Annotated in this window: 18 protein-coding genes; 3 read left to right on the forward strand and 15 right to left on the reverse strand. The window is 31.1% G+C overall.

The genetic code is table 11. The features are described from left to right. Positions 1-45 precede the first annotated feature (45 nt). From KGNDJEFE_RS06510 to KGNDJEFE_RS06520, 3 genes are all read right to left on the reverse strand, one after another. Positions 46-603, reverse strand: coding sequence for a CD3073 family putative ECF transporter S component (locus KGNDJEFE_RS06510; RefSeq protein ID WP_006440307.1), 558 nt, complete (start codon positions 601-603; stop codon positions 46-48). A 266-nt stretch (positions 604-869) separates the two neighbouring features. After that, positions 870-2624: a hypothetical protein gene (locus KGNDJEFE_RS06515; protein WP_006440306.1), complete on the reverse strand. Its 1755-nt coding sequence runs from the start codon at positions 2622-2624 to the stop codon at positions 870-872. A 134-nt stretch (positions 2625-2758) separates the two neighbouring features. Further along, entirely contained in the window at positions 2759-3427 is a 669-nt protein-coding gene (locus tag KGNDJEFE_RS06520) for a hypothetical protein (protein WP_006440305.1), read from the reverse strand. A gap of 332 nt (positions 3428-3759) precedes the next feature. On the opposite strand from KGNDJEFE_RS06520, the gene KGNDJEFE_RS06525 reads away from it, so the two are divergent. Continuing rightward, positions 3760-5424: a glutamine--tRNA ligase/YqeY domain fusion protein gene (locus KGNDJEFE_RS06525; RefSeq protein ID WP_040410458.1), complete on the forward strand. Its 1665-nt coding sequence runs from the start codon at positions 3760-3762 to the stop codon at positions 5422-5424. A gap of 554 nt (positions 5425-5978) precedes the next feature. On the opposite strand, the gene KGNDJEFE_RS06530 is transcribed toward KGNDJEFE_RS06525, so the two are convergent. The 3 genes from KGNDJEFE_RS06530 to KGNDJEFE_RS06540 form a co-directional block, all read right to left on the reverse strand. Further along, positions 5979-6593, reverse strand: a complete 615-nt coding sequence (locus KGNDJEFE_RS06530) for a hypothetical protein (protein ID WP_040410457.1) — start codon at positions 6591-6593, stop codon at positions 5979-5981. A 112-nt stretch (positions 6594-6705) separates the two neighbouring features. Further along, positions 6706-8376, reverse strand: coding sequence for a gamma-glutamyltransferase family protein (locus KGNDJEFE_RS06535; protein WP_006440302.1), 1671 nt, complete (start codon positions 8374-8376; stop codon positions 6706-6708). Between the two features lie 81 nt (positions 8377-8457). Continuing rightward, a complete protein-coding gene (locus KGNDJEFE_RS06540; RefSeq protein ID WP_006440301.1) occupies positions 8458-9711 on the reverse strand; it encodes a hypothetical protein in 1254 nt (417 codons plus the stop codon). Positions 9712-10021: 310 nt separating this feature from the next. Here KGNDJEFE_RS06540 and KGNDJEFE_RS06545 point away from each other — a divergent pair, with 310 nt between their 5' ends. After that, on the forward strand, positions 10022-11197 hold the full coding sequence (locus KGNDJEFE_RS06545) for an efflux RND transporter periplasmic adaptor subunit (protein WP_006440300.1): 1176 nt from the start codon (positions 10022-10024) through the stop codon (positions 11195-11197). Between the two features lie 330 nt (positions 11198-11527). Here the strand turns inward: KGNDJEFE_RS06545 and KGNDJEFE_RS06550 are convergent, their stop codons facing one another. The 9 genes from KGNDJEFE_RS06550 to KGNDJEFE_RS06590 all read right to left on the reverse strand — a co-directional run bounded on the left by KGNDJEFE_RS06550 (position 11528) and on the right by KGNDJEFE_RS06590 (position 17313). Next, on the reverse strand, positions 11528-12088 hold the full coding sequence (locus tag KGNDJEFE_RS06550; protein WP_148881819.1) for an RsiV family protein: 561 nt from the start codon (positions 12086-12088) through the stop codon (positions 11528-11530). 11 nt (positions 12089-12099) lie between these two features. Further along, the gene (locus KGNDJEFE_RS06555) at positions 12100-12411 is read right to left on the reverse strand and encodes a DUF4179 domain-containing protein (RefSeq protein WP_148881820.1); all 312 of its coding nucleotides are present in this window, start codon (positions 12409-12411) and stop codon (positions 12100-12102) included. Between the two features lie 3 nt (positions 12412-12414). Next, the gene (locus KGNDJEFE_RS06560; protein WP_006440297.1) at positions 12415-12924 is read right to left on the reverse strand and encodes an RNA polymerase sigma factor; all 510 of its coding nucleotides are present in this window, start codon (positions 12922-12924) and stop codon (positions 12415-12417) included. A gap of 329 nt (positions 12925-13253) precedes the next feature. Continuing rightward, positions 13254-13748, reverse strand: coding sequence for a GNAT family N-acetyltransferase (locus KGNDJEFE_RS06565; RefSeq protein WP_006440296.1), 495 nt, complete (start codon positions 13746-13748; stop codon positions 13254-13256). A 36-nt stretch (positions 13749-13784) separates the two neighbouring features. Continuing rightward, on the reverse strand, positions 13785-14375 hold the full coding sequence (locus KGNDJEFE_RS06570; protein ID WP_006440295.1) for a pentapeptide repeat-containing protein: 591 nt from the start codon (positions 14373-14375) through the stop codon (positions 13785-13787). A gap of 40 nt (positions 14376-14415) precedes the next feature. Beyond that, positions 14416-15219 carry an EcsC family protein gene (locus KGNDJEFE_RS06575; RefSeq protein ID WP_006440294.1) on the reverse strand — a complete coding sequence of 268 codons (804 nt, stop codon included), beginning with the start codon at positions 15217-15219 and terminating at the stop codon, positions 14416-14418. Positions 15220-15345: 126 nt separating this feature from the next. Then, positions 15346-15756 carry a DUF1648 domain-containing protein gene (locus KGNDJEFE_RS06580; RefSeq protein ID WP_148881821.1) on the reverse strand — a complete coding sequence of 137 codons (411 nt, stop codon included), beginning with the start codon at positions 15754-15756 and terminating at the stop codon, positions 15346-15348. After that, a complete protein-coding gene (locus tag KGNDJEFE_RS06585; protein ID WP_006440292.1) occupies positions 15729-16211 on the reverse strand; it encodes a GNAT family N-acetyltransferase in 483 nt (160 codons plus the stop codon). Before KGNDJEFE_RS06585 ends, KGNDJEFE_RS06580 begins: the two co-directional genes overlap by 28 nt. Positions 16212-16731: 520 nt before the next feature. Next, the gene (locus tag KGNDJEFE_RS06590; protein WP_006440291.1) at positions 16732-17313 is read right to left on the reverse strand and encodes a TetR/AcrR family transcriptional regulator; all 582 of its coding nucleotides are present in this window, start codon (positions 17311-17313) and stop codon (positions 16732-16734) included. A gap of 188 nt (positions 17314-17501) precedes the next feature. On the opposite strand from KGNDJEFE_RS06590, the gene KGNDJEFE_RS06595 reads away from it, so the two are divergent. Beyond that, a complete protein-coding gene (locus tag KGNDJEFE_RS06595) occupies positions 17502-18296 on the forward strand; it encodes an SDR family NAD(P)-dependent oxidoreductase (RefSeq protein ID WP_006440290.1) in 795 nt (264 codons plus the stop codon). Positions 18297-18302: the final 6 nt, after the last annotated feature.

An 18302-nucleotide genomic window follows, 5' to 3' on the forward strand; every position in this document is an offset into this window, starting at 1 on the left:
AGCTTGCAAAGATTTATTTAGGATTTTATAAACTCCTTGCTAGCTTTAGTTTTCCTGTGATTTAAACTGAGCAAGGAAATTCTTAGGCATTTTAGATATAAATAATACAACTAATAAACAAGATAATGGTTTATCAACTATATTGCTTAATATTCTTGGTATAAATGCTGCTGTGAATATCTGCTGTCCTGCCTGTAAAAATGCTCCAACTAATAAGTCAGCTCCACTTCCGCTAAGTCCACCGAACATATAAACTGATATAGGTGTTCCTATCATAGGACAAACTACAGCAAGTATAATACCTGTTATGATAGCCTTTTTGTAACCAAAGTTTCCTTTTTTAGCCATGAACCCTACTATAAGACCAGTAGCTATGTTAACTATTGCGAATGGTATGTTTGTAGGATCTGATATAACACCTAGTACAAGGTTACTACATCCACCTATTAAAGCACCCCATAATGGTCCAAGTACAACTGCACCAAGTATAGTACCTATAGTATCAAGGAATAGAAGAGGTATCTGTATCATACCCATAACAGTTCCTAATACAAGGTTTACAACAACACACATAGCACTAAATGTCAATTTTTTAGTATTCATAAAAAAATACCCCCCTTATTTTATTATGCTACAATATATAGATTATTATAATTAACACAAAAAATAAAATAGATTATATCTATACATTTTGATTATTAATATAAATATAATCTATACTCTAATTTTGTTTATAAACTAAACTATTTTTACGATTTCGCTTTAAATCTATATAATTTTATTTTTAGCTATAAAGTTTTTAATTTTTTATAATAAAAAAATACTGCTATAAAACATATTAAAATGTTTTTATAGCAGTATCCTATTTACTATTGCTCTTTTGTTTCTACTTTATCCGTAGTTCTTTTGTCTTTAGTTTCTTTTTTCTCAGATTTATTTTCTTCTGATTTTTTATCTTCTGATTTTTTATCTTCTGGCTTAGCTTCTTCTTTCTGTTCAGCAGGTTTACCTATGTTATAGTTATCAAACTCATCTATTTCTATAACATCTTTTTCATCTTTAGAGAATGTAATTTTTATTTTATCTCCTTCTTTAGTAAGAGGTAATTCTTTAGAAATTTTAGAAGTTGCGTAGAATATATTTCCTTCATCTGTGTCTAAAGTCAGATAATATACTGTATTGCCGTTTTTAGTATCTGCAGCAATTCTCTTAACAGTACCTTCTAGCTCTTTATCAAATTCATCAGATTCGTCTATTTCTAAGCTGCTTCCACCAGATTCTAACGCATCTTTGTAGTTTTTCATAGCTTCAGCCTTATCCCGTCCTACTCCAACTATGTTGTAGTCCTCAACAGATACAAATACAATTCTCTTAACAAGACCAGCTTTATCTTTTAGTGATGATACATATGTTGGCTGTCCTAATATATTGTACATAACTGGGAATGTTGCTTCATAGTTCTTTTCTTGAACACTACCTTCTGCTGATTTCATAGCAGCCATTTCTGTTGCACCTGGCTGTTTATAAAGTTTTGCTTCTTTAGTTCTTGAATCAACAAGCATAAATCCTATAGTAGATTCATCTCCACCTGCTGAAGTTATGCCTGTGTACCAGTATGATTTATTATCTTCACCGTACACTAAAGAAGTTCCCTCTGTAGCTTTTAATACACCTTTTTCAGATATTACTGAGTTTATAAATCCATTTACATAAACTCCCCAACTGTTTATCTGATCAACTACAAAACTTTCTGGCTGAATTCTATCTACCCATTCTGGAGTATCTTTTATAGAGTAGAATTTAGTTTCTCCTGTTTTCGCATCGACTATAGCAGTTCCGTTTACATTAGCTCCTCCAAATCCTACTTTATGTTCATAAAGAGAAACTACCCAATATGGTTTACCATTATCGTCTATTTCTAATGTATAATCTGCCATACCTTTACTCATACCACCATTTATATAAACGTGTCTGTGTAAATCTTGAAGTATGTACGCATCTGGCTGATATACTATTTTTATATCTTCGCCATTTGCTTTCTGAACAAGTTTAACGTCTTGAGGGTCATTTGCAGATACCATAACGTATCCATTTGTACCACTCATATTTGTTACCCATTTTATAAAATCTCTATGAACTAGAGGTGCTACCCAGTAAAGTTTTTCTCCAACTTTCTGTATGTGGAATTTGCCTAGTTTAGATACACTCCCTATTGCTGGTACCTCACCTAATTTTTTATCTCCTAGCTTCATAGCCATCTCTTCATCGACTATTCTTATCTCATTTACATTTACAGGGCTGACATCCTTTGTAAATTCACTTTCTTTAACAGTACCAAGTAAGTTTCTGTATGCCTTAGCTCTTATAATTGGTGTAGATGCTAAAGTCGGTAAAACAACTGCAATTGCTAAAATACCTATAGCTATTTTAAAATTCGTTTTGTTTGTAATAGTAAATCTCTGTTCTTCTCTGTCAAATACCATATTAAGTATTCCAGCAATTACAAAGAACATCGCAAGCACATAGTATAAAGACGTAAAATCTACTCTAAGCACTGGTAATTTTACAAACGCATACACCGCAGTTATTATAAATGAAATAGCGTATGACTTAAAATTCTTCATTTTATCTCCTTTCAATCCTCTTTCTTTTTAATTTTATTTTGAATCCTTAGAAAAGATTATATCATATAAAAAAAAGGTTTGAGTAGTTATTTTACTATTCAAACTGTTTTTTATTAATTCTTTAGATTTTTATACTATGCTGCTGGTTTTAAAGAGTTTCCATATTGAACTAATATGTCATAAGCACACTGCATCGCATCTCTTAAAGTAACCCGCATATCAGCTTTTATTTCGTTGTTTTCAATCTTTATTCCTGTAAGATTTATAGGTTTCAATGTTTCTGGAGGGATTATAATTGATCTATCTCTCATTTCAAATGGAATTTCGCTCTTTTGTGAAGCCATTATCTTTGCAAGAAGTCCACCATGAACATTGATTTTTCCAACCTTAATATTATCTACAGTAACAACTAGTGACCCATTTTCTACAGATGGCACTACACTTACTGTAGCTTTAGTTTTTAAAAATTCTACTTCAACAGGAACAGTTACCATTAATTTATTATCTTCTATTTTTATATCATTAGACATCATATCATCTTCGTAATTTTTCATAAATGTATAAACTATGTTGCTTACGTCCTCTGCTGTTAAATTTATACTTCCTTCAAAGCTTTCTGTTTCTCTACTGAATTTTAAACTCTGAAGTAATCCCATTTTCACAATATCTTCTTTAGTTATCTCTCGGTTTCCTGTATTATCAAAGCTCATTCCACCTTCTGGCTGCAATGCATAAAAAACTCCACCCATCGCCAATGCAATCACTACAAGAATACCTACTAAAATTTTTAATACCTTCTTCATAAAAATCACTCTCTCTTCGTTATTTTTACTAATTTTGTTTTATGTATTAATTTCTTTTTTTCATTATACATCTTTTTTAATTTTATTTCTATTTATCTTACGTATAATTAATACCCTAAACGTTTTCATTTTACACAAAAGATATTTTAAATTCTAATTTTAGTCAAATAGTTTCAAAAAATATCATAAATTCTTCTTATCCTCTTTATTTTTTTCATATATTAGATTAAAATTAATGTATATTATAAATAAAATTAAACTGGATTTTTCTATTCTATTGAGCGATTTTAATAAATAGAAATTCAAAATATATGCTTTGGAGGAATAATAATATGGCAAATGAAACAGTATCATCTAACTTTATAAAAAATATAATCATTGATGATTTAGAAACAGGAAAACATAAAAGTATAGTTACTCGTTTCCCACCAGAACCAAATGGTTACTTACACATAGGACATGCAAAAAGTATATGCCTAAACTTTGGTCTTGCTAAAGAATTCGGTGGTAAAGTTAATATGAGATTTGACGATACTAACCCTACAAAAGAAGATGTAGAATATGTAGACTCAATAAAAAATGACGTAAACTGGTTAGGATTTAACTGGGACGATTTATTCTTCGCTTCTGATTACTTTGAAGAAATGTACAACAGAGCGGTTTTATTAATCAAAAAAGGTAAAGCATTCGTATGTGATTTAAACGCTGACCAGATAAGAGAATATAGAGGAACACTTACTGAACCAGGTAAAGAAAGTCCTTACAGAAATAGATCTGTAGAAGAAAACTTAGATTTATTTGAAAGAATGAAAAACGGTGAATTTGCTGATGGAGAAAAAGTTCTTAGAGCTAAAATAGATATGTCTAGCCCTAACATCAACTTCAGAGATCCTGTTATATACAGAATAGCTCATGCAACTCACCACAACACAGGAGATAAATGGTGTATATACCCAATGTACTCATTTGCTCACCCACTAGAAGATGCTATAGAAGGAATAACTCACTCTATATGTACTCTAGAATTTGAAGAACAGAGACCTCTTTATGACTGGGTTGTTAGAGAATGTGAAATGGAAAGCGTACCAAGACAGATAGAGTTCGCTAGATTAAACATGACTAACACAGTAATGAGTAAAAGAAAATTAAAATTACTTGTTGATAACAATGTAGTTGATGGTTGGGACGATCCAAGAATACCAACAATATCTGGACTTAGAAGAAGAGGATACACTCCAGAATCTATAAGAAACTTCTGTGCTGAAATAGGTGTTGCTAAAGCAGACTCTACTGTAGACAGCCAACTATTAGACTTCTTCTTAAGAGAAGACTTACAGCCAAAAGCACCTCTTGCAATGGCAGTTTTAAGACCTGTTAAATTAGTTATAGACAACTATCCAGAAGATCAGGTAGAAGTTCTTGAAGTTGAAAACCACGCTAAAGACGAAACAAAAGGTAAGAGAAAAGTTACATTCTCTAAAGAATTATACATAGAACAGGAAGATTTCATGGAAGAACCTGTTAAAAAATACTTCAGATTATTCCCAGGAAATGAAGTTAGACTTAAAGGTGCATATTTCGTAAAATGTACTGGCTGCGTTAAAGACGAAAACGGAAATGTTGTAGAAGTTCACTGTACTTACGACCCAGAAACAAAAGGTGGAGAAAGCAACGATGGACGTAAAGTTAAATCTACTATACATTGGGTAGACAGCAAAACAGCAGTTCCAGCAGAATTTAGATTATTTGAACCATTAATACTTGATGATATAGAAGAAAACAAAGGAAAAGACTTCTTAGATCAGATAAATCCTAATTCTCTTGAAGTATTAGAAGGATTTGTTGAAGAAACTCAGTTAAAAGGAGCTCAGCCTCTTGATAAATTCCAGTTCTTCAGAAATGGATTCTTCAGTGTAGACACAAAATACACAACTGACGAAAAAATGGTATTTAATAGAATAGTACCATTAAAGAGTAAATTCAAATTAAATAAATAATTTTATGTATATATAAAGATGGCGCAGGATTTTCTGTTGCCATCTTTTTTAATGCTCGAAATTAATATCCAATCTCCTCTCCAGGCTTCAGCGCCCCACACTGTTAGAGTAACACATTTAGCAGATGTGGGGCGCTTGCAGAATTGTCGAGTTCGATTTGGATATTATTTTCATCGCAAAAGATGTCAAACAAAAAACACCTTGCGCCATCTATACTATATACCGCATAAAATTATTTATTTCATTTTGAATTTACACCTTTAATGGTTACTATCAATAGCAGTGAGGTGGTTAATTAGAACTTTTACCCTCTCTTCTCATAATGCAACTTGTAAAAGTATTTAAATAGATATATAAAAAGGATGTCGCAAGTTTTTATAATTGTGGCTTGTGCGTAAACATATATTGAGTTGCACCGACTATCTGCAAGCGCCTCACAACTTATAAATGTGTTACATAAAAGTGTGAGGCGTCGAAGCCTGGAGATGAGACTATTTGTGATTTGAGCTGTACAGTTAATAATCTTGAAAAACTACAACCCCTTTTATATACCCCTATTTAAATACTTTTTTACAAGTAAATTTTTCCATGGTTTTTACTAGGTCATTGAAGTAAGGTACTTCTATATTCGATTCTACATGTAATATAGTATCGCCTTTTAGTGGTTCTCCACCTTTTTCTGTTAGTTTCCCTTCTTCTCCGTATAGATACTCGTTGAATCTTCTTATTTTGCTTCCAGTTTCTTTCATTTCAAGTATCCAATTTACGTCAGTTCTTTTTACTTCATGAGTTTCTGCATATTCGTTTATATTTCTCCAACTCATTACATAGCATTTTAGAACATTATTTAAAAATCTTCTATATTTTAAGCTTCTTATTTTATCTTCAGAAATTTGCTCCATATTCTCAAATGAAGGTCCTTCAAATTCTTTGATCCAAGCACCAACCATGTTTTTTTCCATGACTATTTTTCTGCATAGACCGTCTTTTTCTACAGCTAGGCTTACTTCTTTTATGGCATTGTACATAAATCCGTATATTTTACCAAATTCGCAGCCACAACCTTCACATCTATATGGATTGTCAATTTCTTCGTTGACCTTCCCCTCTCTTACTATTTCTACTATTTTATCGCTAGTCCCACACAGTGGGCATATTCTTTCTTCCATTTTTCCCTCCACATATACAAAATATCAAATTATATTTTACAATATAACTTAATATATAACAACAATTAAGCAAATTGTTTTCATATTTAACATCAATCAGTATAAATATTTATTAATAAACAGCAACGTGTCCGTCGCATCTTTTTTCTGTTCCACAGACATATCCACCTTTTTCGTTCTTTAGAATTATCTGCCCTCTACCCATGTTTATTTTATCAGACACAACCTTAACATCGTGGCCTTTTTCTTTTAGCCCCTCTGCTATTCCTGTTTTCATATCGTTCTCAACCTCGATTTTCATACCATCAATCCACTGCCATCTAGGTGCATCAAGCGCTTCTTGAGGATTCATTGCAAAGTCAATTAAATTTGTAACTGCTTGGAACTGACCTTGAGGCTGCATAAATGCTCCCATTACACCAAATGCTCCAACAGCTTCACCATTTTGTTTGATAAATCCTGGAATGATTGTATGGTATGGCTTTTTAAATGGCTCGACAATATTATCGTGATTTTCATCTAAGCTAAAATTGTTTCCTCTATTGTGAAGAGCAATTCCTATACCTGGAATTACGACTCCTGAGCCAAAGTTCATATAATTGCTCTGTATGTGAGATACCATATTTCCATCTTTGTCCGCTGTGCACATATACACCGTACCACCACAGAATGGCTCTCCAGCTTCTGGAAATACTGCTTTTTCTTCTATTAGCTCACTTCTCTTCTTAGCATATTCCTGATTTAACATAGCACCCACAGAAACAGTCATTTTCTTAGGATCTGTTACATACTTCTTAGAATCAGCAAATGCCAACTTCATACACTCAATCATCTTGTGTATATTATCCACAGTCTCTTTTTCTTCATCTAACTCCAACTCTTTTAGTATATTTAATGCAATTAAAACTGTTATTCCATGCCCATTTGGAGGAATTTCGCATATATCATACCCTTTGTAGTTTGTGCTTATAGGTTCAACCCACTGAGGATGGTATTTTTCTAGGTCTGATTTTCTTATCATTCCACCAAATTTTCTACTATGTTCATCTATTAATTCAGCGATTCTACCTCTGTAAAAACTTTCTGCTCCAGTATTTGCAATTTCTTCAAGAGTTTTTGCTTGAGCTTCACATTTAAAGACATCTCCTGCTTGTGGAGCTTTTCCATCTATTGTAAATGTATCAAACCACTCTTTTAAAAGTTCTTTATCTACAAGCTCGGCCTGTACATCCTTCTTAACTCTATCTTTAGGAAGTTTTTCAAGCTCTTTTAAATCATTTGAATAATCTTCAAAAGACTCCTCCCAAAGTTTTGCAACATTAGGATAAACTATATATCCTTCTCTTGCGTAATCTATCGCTGGTTTTAAACATTCATACAATGATAACTTACCAAACTTTCTATTTAACTCTGCCCATGCAGCAGGAATTCCAGGAACTGTAACTGCTCCAAATCCATGTCTTGGCATTTTTTTAAGTCCTTTATATGCTTCTTTTGTCATAAGCTCTGGTGCAAATCCACTAGAATTCAGTCCATATAATTTCTTTTCAGATTCTATCCAAACTAGTGAGTACGCATCTCCACCAATCCCATTGCTTGTAGGCTCAGTAACTGCAAGTGCTGCAGCAGTTGCAACAGCAGCATCTACTGCATTTCCACCTTTTCTTAGTATATCTAATCCTGCCTGGGCTGCCTGTGGGTTTGAAGTAGCCACTGCTCCACTCTTTGCATACATAACATTTCTTTCTGATTTGTATCTATTTGATAAAACATTAAAATTCATACTCTACCCCTCACTTCTCAATTTAACTTTCTTACATTTATAATTGTACTTCTTCACCTTTATAACTTTACTTTTTATCAATTATCTATGTATTTTATAATACTCACATCCAAAAATGCTTTTCCTATTACATTTTACCACTGTTTCTGGTAAATTTTCTAGACTATTGTATATCGCTGCAGAAATAGATGCATTTTCTTTTTTACCGTCTATCACTACATCAGCATAGTAACGTCTAAGTCCCTTTGTTGATCTACTAGTATCTTTTTCAAGTGCAATTACAGTTTCGTGATTTTCTGGTGTAAATGTAAGTGCATTGTTTAAATGATCAGTAGTACAAACTATTATCAAAAGCATTGCCATAGCAACAGTCGCCATCTTACTAGTCTTTTCTCTTATTCCACGCTTTTTAAGCATTATCATATAAATTGAAAACAGTATTAAAAAGTAAATCACTCCAAATTTAATTTCACTATGATTTACATAATTTAATTTAGGTAAATTATATAGCATAAATAAGGCTATAATGGCAGATGCATATGGTATTTCATAGTGAAACTCTCTACCATCTTTTGTCTTAGTTGGTAATTCAACGACCATTTTAGGATATAGATATATATAAAGCCCCCAGATAAAAAGAAGTTCTGCAGACCAAACAATACTTCTTATACGAGTTCCTAAGAATAAAGCTACTATAGAAATAGCCCACATCGCTATATTTAGTTTTCTTATCATTTCTTTTTCTTTATTTATCTGAGCTAGTCTATCCTTTCTCTTTATATGTTTTATCTCATCTTCTCTATTTTTCTCAATTTTATTTCTTGTATTTAAAATCCAATTATCGAACTTTCCATTTTCTTTTTCCTTTATCTCAACGCCATTGCCTTTAAAAGCGATTATTGCTTCTTCAATTCCCTCGTATCCGTTATTAAAAGAAGCTATTTTCTTTCCTTCTTTAGAAAAAATAGTATAATTTTCATCGTTCATTTTATCTAGCTGTACAAATCCTATCTCTCTATATAAATAATTTTTCCTTTTACCAAATGTTGGGATATACTCAACTCCCTCATTAGTTAAAATTATTTTTCTTCTATAGTATTTTATAATTCCGTAAGTGAGCACTACTGTAATGATGATTTCCATGACTGTACAAGTAACCAACATAACTCCATCGTTCTTTGAAATAGCTATATTATTTGCAATCATAGCAAATATAGCATTGAAAATAAGCCCAATAAAAAATATATATAAATTAACTTTCTTCGTTTTTATAATTGCTCTTGAAAAATAACTTTTCTGTAAGTTATCTTTTGTATTTTTGTTTTTCTTAGCCATAAAAATCACCTCTTTTTATTTTTTTATTGAAAATTGTATAATTTCTATTAAAGTGACATATAATATAAATAGAATGAAATATCAAACACAATTTTCTGATAATTCTTTAATATTATTATCTCATTATATTTAATATTTAACAATAATTTTTAGGTTGGAGTGTCATTATTATTTTACTTGTAAAATTTAAAAACTATAAAATTAAATCTATAATTTGATAAATACCTTTGACTTATACATACTAGTTTCATTATAATAGTATTATGGTTTTTAATTATATTTTGATTGTATTATATGAAAGGAGGAAACTATGGCAAAAATTAAAGGTTTCTTTGGAAAAATTAAAAATGCTATTATATCCGGATTTAAAGGATTTGGAAATTTCATAAAGAACCATAAAAAAGGAACTGCTGTTGTGGTTGTGATACTACTTGCTGCAGGATTTATGGTTGGAACTGACTACGTAAGAAGAACTAAGGAAGAACAGAAGATTCGGGAAAAATACGAAATTTATAAAATACCAGCTTATGAAAATATAGACATAAACGGTATGGTTACTCCTAGAGAGTCAAAACAGTATGCTAACCCAGAAAACAACTCTTTAAGCGATATAAGTGTTGAAAATGGGCAGGAAGTAAACGATGGAGATTTACTTTTCACTACTAAAGACAACTCTGTTATAGAACAGATTAATGTTTTAAAATCTCAGTTAACTAGTTTAAACTCTCAGAAATCTCGTTTAAGCAAGAATAATAAAGATAATATAAATAATGAGGCTATTGCTTCTATAAATGCTCAGATTTCTTCAGTAGAAGCTCAGATATCAGCATTAAACAGTAGTGCATATGTTAAAAATACTGCTCCATTTGCTGGAAAAGTGTATATAAACGACCAGAACTCTACTGATATGAACACTTCTTTTATATCTCTTGTAAGTAACGAGTTCTTTATGAAGGGATATGTTAGCGAAGACGATTTAGAAAAAGTTCAGATAGACCAGACTGTAAGTATAAAGGTAAATTCTTCTGATAAGAAAATGACTGGTAGAATAAGCTATGTTTCTGATAGACCAACGACTACTAAGACAAAAGAAATGAAAGATAATTTATCTTATTACGAAGTAGATATATCTTTTGAAGATCAGGAAGGTCTAGTAAATGGATTCCACGTAGATGCTGACCTTGAAATAGTATCTAATGAATACAAAGTTCCTACAACTGCAGTATTAAAGAGTGGAGATTCTGCTTATGTAATGAAAGATCTTGATGGAATACTTAAAAAACAGGAAGTTACTATTGTTAAAACAGGAAAAAATGTAACTAAGATAGTTACAAATCTTGAACCAGGAGATAAAATATTAAAACATCCAGATAAATCTATGAAAGAAGGAGATGCAATACCTTCTGCTGGACTTGTTGATAAATCTCCAAAAATAGACCCTGAAGAATTAAAAATACCTGACGTCAATGGACAAATAGAGGAATAAGTAAATAAAACAGGACAAGAGTATAACTACTCTTTGCTCCAGGCTTCAACGCCCCACACTGTTAGAGTAACACATTTAGCAGTTGTGGGGCGTTTGCAGTATTGTCGCTTTTGAGTAGTTATAGCTCTTGTCCTCAGTTTGTTTACTTTATTCCAAGTGAATTTCATAAAATAGTATAAAAATAGCTACTTACAAGTTTTTTTGTTAGCAGCTATTTTTATTAGTTGTGAGTTTTTTGTTGTGTTTGTGTAATTTTGTGTATGTTTTGTTTGTTGTGATTGATTTTTGTTGTTTGTTGGGTAATATTTGTTTTTTATTTATTTTATCAAACTATTTCATTAGTTTTGATACTATGTTTGATGGTATTACGAATTCTACTAATCCTGCTGAACCTGGAGCTACTTCATATTCATCGAAGCATATAACTAGTTCGCCTTTGTCATTTATATAGAATGGCTGATCTTTTTTGATTTTGAATGTATTGTCTACAAAGTATACATCATTTGAGTCTTTTTTAGTTCTTTCTTTCATCTGAGATAATATGTTTTTGCTTAATACATCTACATAATCGTTGTTTCCAAACATTCCTTCAAGTGTAAGAATTGTTTTGTCTTTTTTATCTATATTGTATATTTTTCTACTTGTTGCTGCTGATGCTTCTGTTTCTGTGTTGTATATAGCAACTGATACAGTTTTAGCATTTTCTGCTATAGATTCAGTCCACATTTCCGCAGATTTATGAGTTGTTTTTCCTTCTTTTTCAAGTTTTTCAACTTCTGCTTCGTATTTTTTATAAGCTTCTTTACCTTCTTTTTCAAATTCTTTGTTTAATTTATACTCTAAATCTTTACTATCTGAGCTTACTTCTGGTAGTGATATTGAAACATCCATACCATCTTTGTCTATTCTGTAATTTCTATTCTGTAATTGTTGAAATTAACTACTCTTATTATATTGCCTATCACTGGTATATTTTCTAAACTCTTTGCAAATGTTGAACTTGCGTTTACTGATACTATTATTAAACCTACTGCAGCTGCTGATGCATACCATTTTTTCATATTTTTCATATTTCTTCTCCAATCTTTTTTGTTATTTTCTAATTTTTTATTTTCACTTTCATTGAATGCGTCGTTTATTACATCATCTAGTTCTTTTGGGATTTCAATGTTGTTATAGTTTTCTTTTAGTTTATCTATTTTATCGTTTTTCATAGTCTACACCTCTTCTATCTTCGTTAATTCTATTTTTAGTTTTGACAAGCCAGTATATAACCTTGTCTTTATGGTGCTTTCATTCTCTCCTAGCACCTCTGTAATTTCGGAAATCTTCATGTCTTCAAAATATCTAAGTATTATCACCCTCTTATATTTTTCAGGCAAAAGCTGCATTGCACGCTGAAGATCGAAATTCTCATATTCATCAAATCCCACCATACTATCATTTTGTATCTCATCAGTCATTTCTGTGTATTTATTATTTTTTCTCATATAATCTATAGCACAATTTGATATGATTTGATAAATCCAAGGCTTTATTTTATCCTCACTTTTTAGCGAGTCTTTATTTGTAAGTGCTTTACAAATAGCGTCGTGAACAATATCTAAGGCATCATTTTGATTTCTAGTATAGCTATAGGCGAATCTGTACAAGCTATCCTTGTTGTCGACGATGTACTGCTTAATGAGCTTTTCCTTCTTTTTATCTAATAAGTTATATATTTTCATCTTCTTATTTCCTCCTTCGTATATAAGACGATTTATCTATGCTAAAAAGTTTGATTTTTTTTGAAAAAATTTTATAAATTTATTCTTAGATTCTTTTACATATTGAATCTATAGGTTTTTAGAATCTTAATATCTGTTTGTATCGTCTTATATCTGAACTACTCTGCTATTATATATCCTCAATCCTTTCTTAAAAACAAATTATGTTAATCTGTATATTATCTGTAATTTTAATCGTAATATTTTTCATCTTTGTATCTTTTCTGTAACTAAAAAAAGACCGATTGAAATTTTATATTTCAATCAGCCTTTTAATCTAATTCTTTAATTTATAATACTTTGCTCATAAAATATCTCGTATGTCCTTTAGGACAGTCTTCCAATTCCCCAAACACACTATATCCATGAGCCAAGTAGAAATCTTTAGCCTGAAAATCAAATGTGTCTAGATGAATTAGGTGAGATCCATTTTCTTTGGCAACTCTTTCTACTTCTTCAAGCAGTAATGTACCCAGACCTTCGCCTCTCATAGACTCGTCTATCCAAAATGTGTCTATGTAGATACATCTCCAGCAGTACATTCTAACAATTATCCCTGCCAAAATCTTTCCATCTTCAGATAGAACTTTTCTGCTCAAATCTATAAAATTCTCCTCTTGAGTAGCTGGAACTTGAGATAGATTATAATCTACTAATTTATCCACAAGAAATGCTTTGTCCGAACCATTGCACCCCGAAACAGTGTAGTTATTTTCCTTAGTAAATCTTTTTAAATCCATTTCGCCATCTTTTAATTTTGATTTAGATGTAGCTTTAATTCTCATAACAACCACTCCATTCCCAAATAAAATAATTTATTTTTAATAAATTTTAATATCCAAAGAGTCCAATAGACTCATTGCTTCAGGGAACGAAAACTTTGCTCCCTTTATTTTACAATTCGTGATATCTACCAAATAACCTTTAGCTTCTCTAAAATCAGCGTTTCTAATATCACAAATATTAAATCTCGTCTGAGTCAAGTCACATCCCTTAAACTTGCACTCCTTTAAACACGATTCATCAAACATAGAATCATGAATAATATTTCCGCCAAAATCAAACTTTTTAATATCCATTTTTAAAAAAGAAGAATATTTTAAATAACATTCTTTCAACTTTGAAAACGGATTTGAATATCCCCTCTCAACAGTGATATCCTTCCAGTTAATTCCTATCAAGTTGCATTTTTCAAACTCGCAATCCTTAAAAACAGTCAATTCAAACTTGTTTCCAGCGATATTGCAATTTACAAATTTACAGTCTTTGAATAGACAGTTATGTATTAAACTCTCAGAAATAGAGCAGTTTTCAAAATTACAGTCGATAAATTTAATATTTTCTATTTCTTCCGACTCAATCTCAAAATTCCCTAATTCCTCATATTCATACTCATCTCTATTAAATATCATAATCCTTTTACTTACTACCTTTCATTCAAAATCCTTAATCCTAAAGAACTTTTCCTTTAGAAATTAAGAATCTTCTTCTATATTTTAACTCTGCATAGTCGACAATTTTCTTTAAATACATAGTGTTTGTAAGTCCTCCAGCTATCCCTATTACTGGTATTCCTTGTACAAACTTCATATAAAGCATTTCCTTTGACACAGAATTTGCTGCTGCAGCAATCTGATAATCTATATCCTCTTTTTCTACAACAAATTCGTATTTATCAACTTCATCTATAAATCTATTCAATTCATCATTCTGTTTTTCAAATTTATCTGATTCTTGCATAGAAACTTCGATAATTTTTAGAATAAAGAACTTCTCAAAATCGCTCTCATATTCAAATCCATAGCTCATAGCTACCTCGTATATACTTTTCAAAATAACTCCTGTAAATACTGGAATATCTGGAATTCCTACTCCTAAGGCTCCCATTCCTGCACCTTCAAGTCCAGAAAGAAGAATATTTTTATTTTTTCCAGCAGATGCAGCCTTTGAAAATGATTTAAGTGACCTTCTATTCCCTGTTTCTGCATGCCATCTTTCTCTATTTTCATACTCAAAATCGTACTTTTCCTTGTCGTAAGTCTTTTCTATTATTCCCGATCCCTTGCTAAAAACTATCTCAAATGCCTTTCTAAACGCTACATTTAATGTTGATAGCAGTTTTTCAGGAACTTTATCCTCAAGCAATTTGTTTATTTGCGATTCTTTTTTATTCTCTCTTTTTCTGAGCATCTTATCTTCTTGTTTAAGAAGTAGCTCCCATTCCTTGTCCTTAGGACTTTTCTTCTGAAAAATCATCTCAAACACCCCGATTCAAAATATATTATCGTATGTTATTTTAAATATTTATTTTAGTTAACATAATTTTATTATGTATAACTGTCTATATAATTTTATGTACTATCTAAGTTTTATTCAATTAATTTATCTGTTTTTAAATATTTTCACTAAAAATATCGACATTCCACCAAAAATTAGAATTAAAAATGCAAATACTGATATGCTGTTCAACCTTTCTCCAGCTATTGATTGTAAAGTCATGTATGAGAAATATATCATAATCATCATTTTTAGGTATGTTTGCATATTTCTAAGATTTGTATATACTCTTTCCCGATTTTCCTCAGTTATTTTCACTCCTGTATTCCATATGTTTGGAAATCTCTCAAGTACAGACATCATTGTAAACAATAGTATCTGCACAACAATAAGTATCCATATCGAATTTTTAGATGAATATTTGTCTATTTCTCCAGCGATATTATAGTGCCCTGGAATCATATCTGGAATGTTTTTCCACGTTATACTTAAAAAGTTACTCTCATCTGATACCACAATGCTCCACCATGCTCAGAGCACGAAACTCCCTCATTCTCAAATCCAAATTTAGCGTAATAATGAAGCTTAGCTTCCTTGCAAGTAAGCACTAATCCTTTTTTACCTTCTTTTCTACAATCCTCTATTGCTCTTTCTAGTAACATGCCTGCACACCCTTTTCTTCTATACTCTGGTAAAGTTGCCACACCAAAAATCATCTGCCAATCTCCATTTTCATCGTGTAAAGACGCATCTGCAAACATCTCATCTACTAAATCCGTATCATTTGTAACCATTCCATTTACAAAACTTACAAGCTTATCCCCGTCGTATAAAAGCCAAAATCTATCTGCAAAATGGTTTAATCTCTTTTCAAAAGACTCCTCACTTGCTGCTTCAGCTTCTGGAAAACAAGCAGCCTCAACATCTGTAATATCTCTTAAATCTTCTATAGTAGCTTTCCTAATAATCATAATAAAATCCTCTCTTTAATCAATTTATTTCTTAATCTCAAGTTTGTTCTCTTTTCTAATTTTCATTCTTAACATCTCAAAATTAAATTATCTTAGTATTTTAAATTTTTTAATATAATTTTAAAAAATCAAAAACTTTCTTTAAATAAATTATACCAAAATTAAAACATTCTTTCACAAAATATTTTCTAAAGATTCTAAAATATAAAATAAATAAATTTATTTTTATTAAATATTTTGTACTATAAAAGGGAGGTCATATATACTAACAACAATAATACTAAAGTAATTGTATGTACTCCTCCCTTTTATATTCTTTTATTTATTTTTATATTAAATTTAAATCATTCAGATATTATTTACTCTACTTAAATCATTCTAAAAAACTATATATAATAAGCAAAAATCGCCTAAAATATTGAATTCATTTAAAAACCTAATTCACATAAATCATCTCATTGACAAGCTGAAATACCGAGGTATATACTGAAAATATAGAAAAGTGAATCAGATTCTCTTTTTATTCAATGCCTGCTTTATGAGCTAAATCTAGCAATATTTCTCTGGTTGTAACCTCATCAAAATACAAATTTTGATTAAGAATACTACCTGATGCATAAGCATTTATAATTGCATGAATAGTACTTGCATAAGTGCGTAATCTATCGTGGTCAACAGATGGATATTCACGTTCTAATAACATAACAAGCATGTCATTAAAACTGCCTGCATTGTTTGGAATATCATTTTTACTACTTGTAATCATGCGAGTTACACTGGCATTGTAATAACATTTAAACAAGGGATGTTCGTAGTATTCTTTATTACGCAAAAGAAGATAGTCAATCGACTCTTCTAAAGTAGTTGTTTTCATAGCTCCGTCTATGGATTCTTGAATATAATCTTGAAGAAATTCATTCCATAGTTCAATTAAAATATCTGATTTACTCTTATAATGACGGTAAAATGCACCAATAGAATATCCTGCCATTGTTACAATATCCTCGATACTTGTATTATCAAACCCTTTTTCAAGGAAAAGTGTTCTGGCAGAATTTAAAAACTGTTGATGAGTGCGTTCACTTTTTTTTGCTTGTAACATTATTGTTCAACCTTTCTTTTTAATTTATCGTTATTAAATTATAGCAAATGTGAAATTCTGATGCAAGAAGCTGCTTTTTGTGTACAATTAACAAAACTTATATAAAATTAAAAGCAAAATAATTGCATTAGGTAAAAGAAAAACAAACTTATAAAATCTAGGATTGCAACAGAAGGGAGTTTTAAGTGATGAGATGTAAAGGAAAAATAGCTTTAGTAACTGGATGTACTAATGGAATCGGTAAGGAAACTATGTATAAGTTATTAGAAGAAGGCGCAGATGTTTATATGCTTGTACGCCGAGTTGAATATGGTGAAGAACTTGCCAAAGAAACAGAAGGAAAATACCCTGGAAAAGTTAGAAAGGTTATTTACTTCCAGTGTAATAAGCTAGAAACTATTGAAAGTGCTATTAAAACTGCTTATGAAGATGCAGGACGTATTGATATATTTATCAATAATGCTATTGGTGGTCCAACAATGGCTAAGGATAATACAACAGTTGTCGACACTAGCCATGAAACATGCATGGGAATAATGGAAGGAATACTTGGCGTAAGTGCTGAATGTTGTAGAGTTGTTATTCCTCTTATGATTAAAGGCGGTGGAGGATCAATTGTCAATGTATCCTCATCAACTTCTGTTCAGGCTGATGTATCTCGTACTTATTATGGAGTGGCAAAAGCAGCTTTAAATATGCTAACTCAGCAGATTGCTGTTCAGTATGGAAGACAAGGTATTAGATGTAATGCTGTTCTTCCAGGATTTACAGTATCACAGGCAACAGAACGGGCACTTCCTGAAGAATTTAAAGAAGCGTGGTTAAAACACACATTAATTCGTCGTCTTGGTGAACCTAGAGATCAAGCTAATGCAATTGTATTCTTTGCTTCTGATGAATCTTCTTGGATTACAGGACAACTTATGGAAGTTTGTGGTGGTTACGGATTAGCAGCACCTATGTTTGGCGACATTGTAGAATAAGGGAGG

Origin of the sequence: Peptacetobacter hiranonis, assembly GCF_008151785.1 — a bacterium.
GTDB classification, from domain to species: Bacteria; Bacillota; Clostridia; order Peptostreptococcales; family Peptostreptococcaceae; genus Peptacetobacter; species Peptacetobacter hiranonis.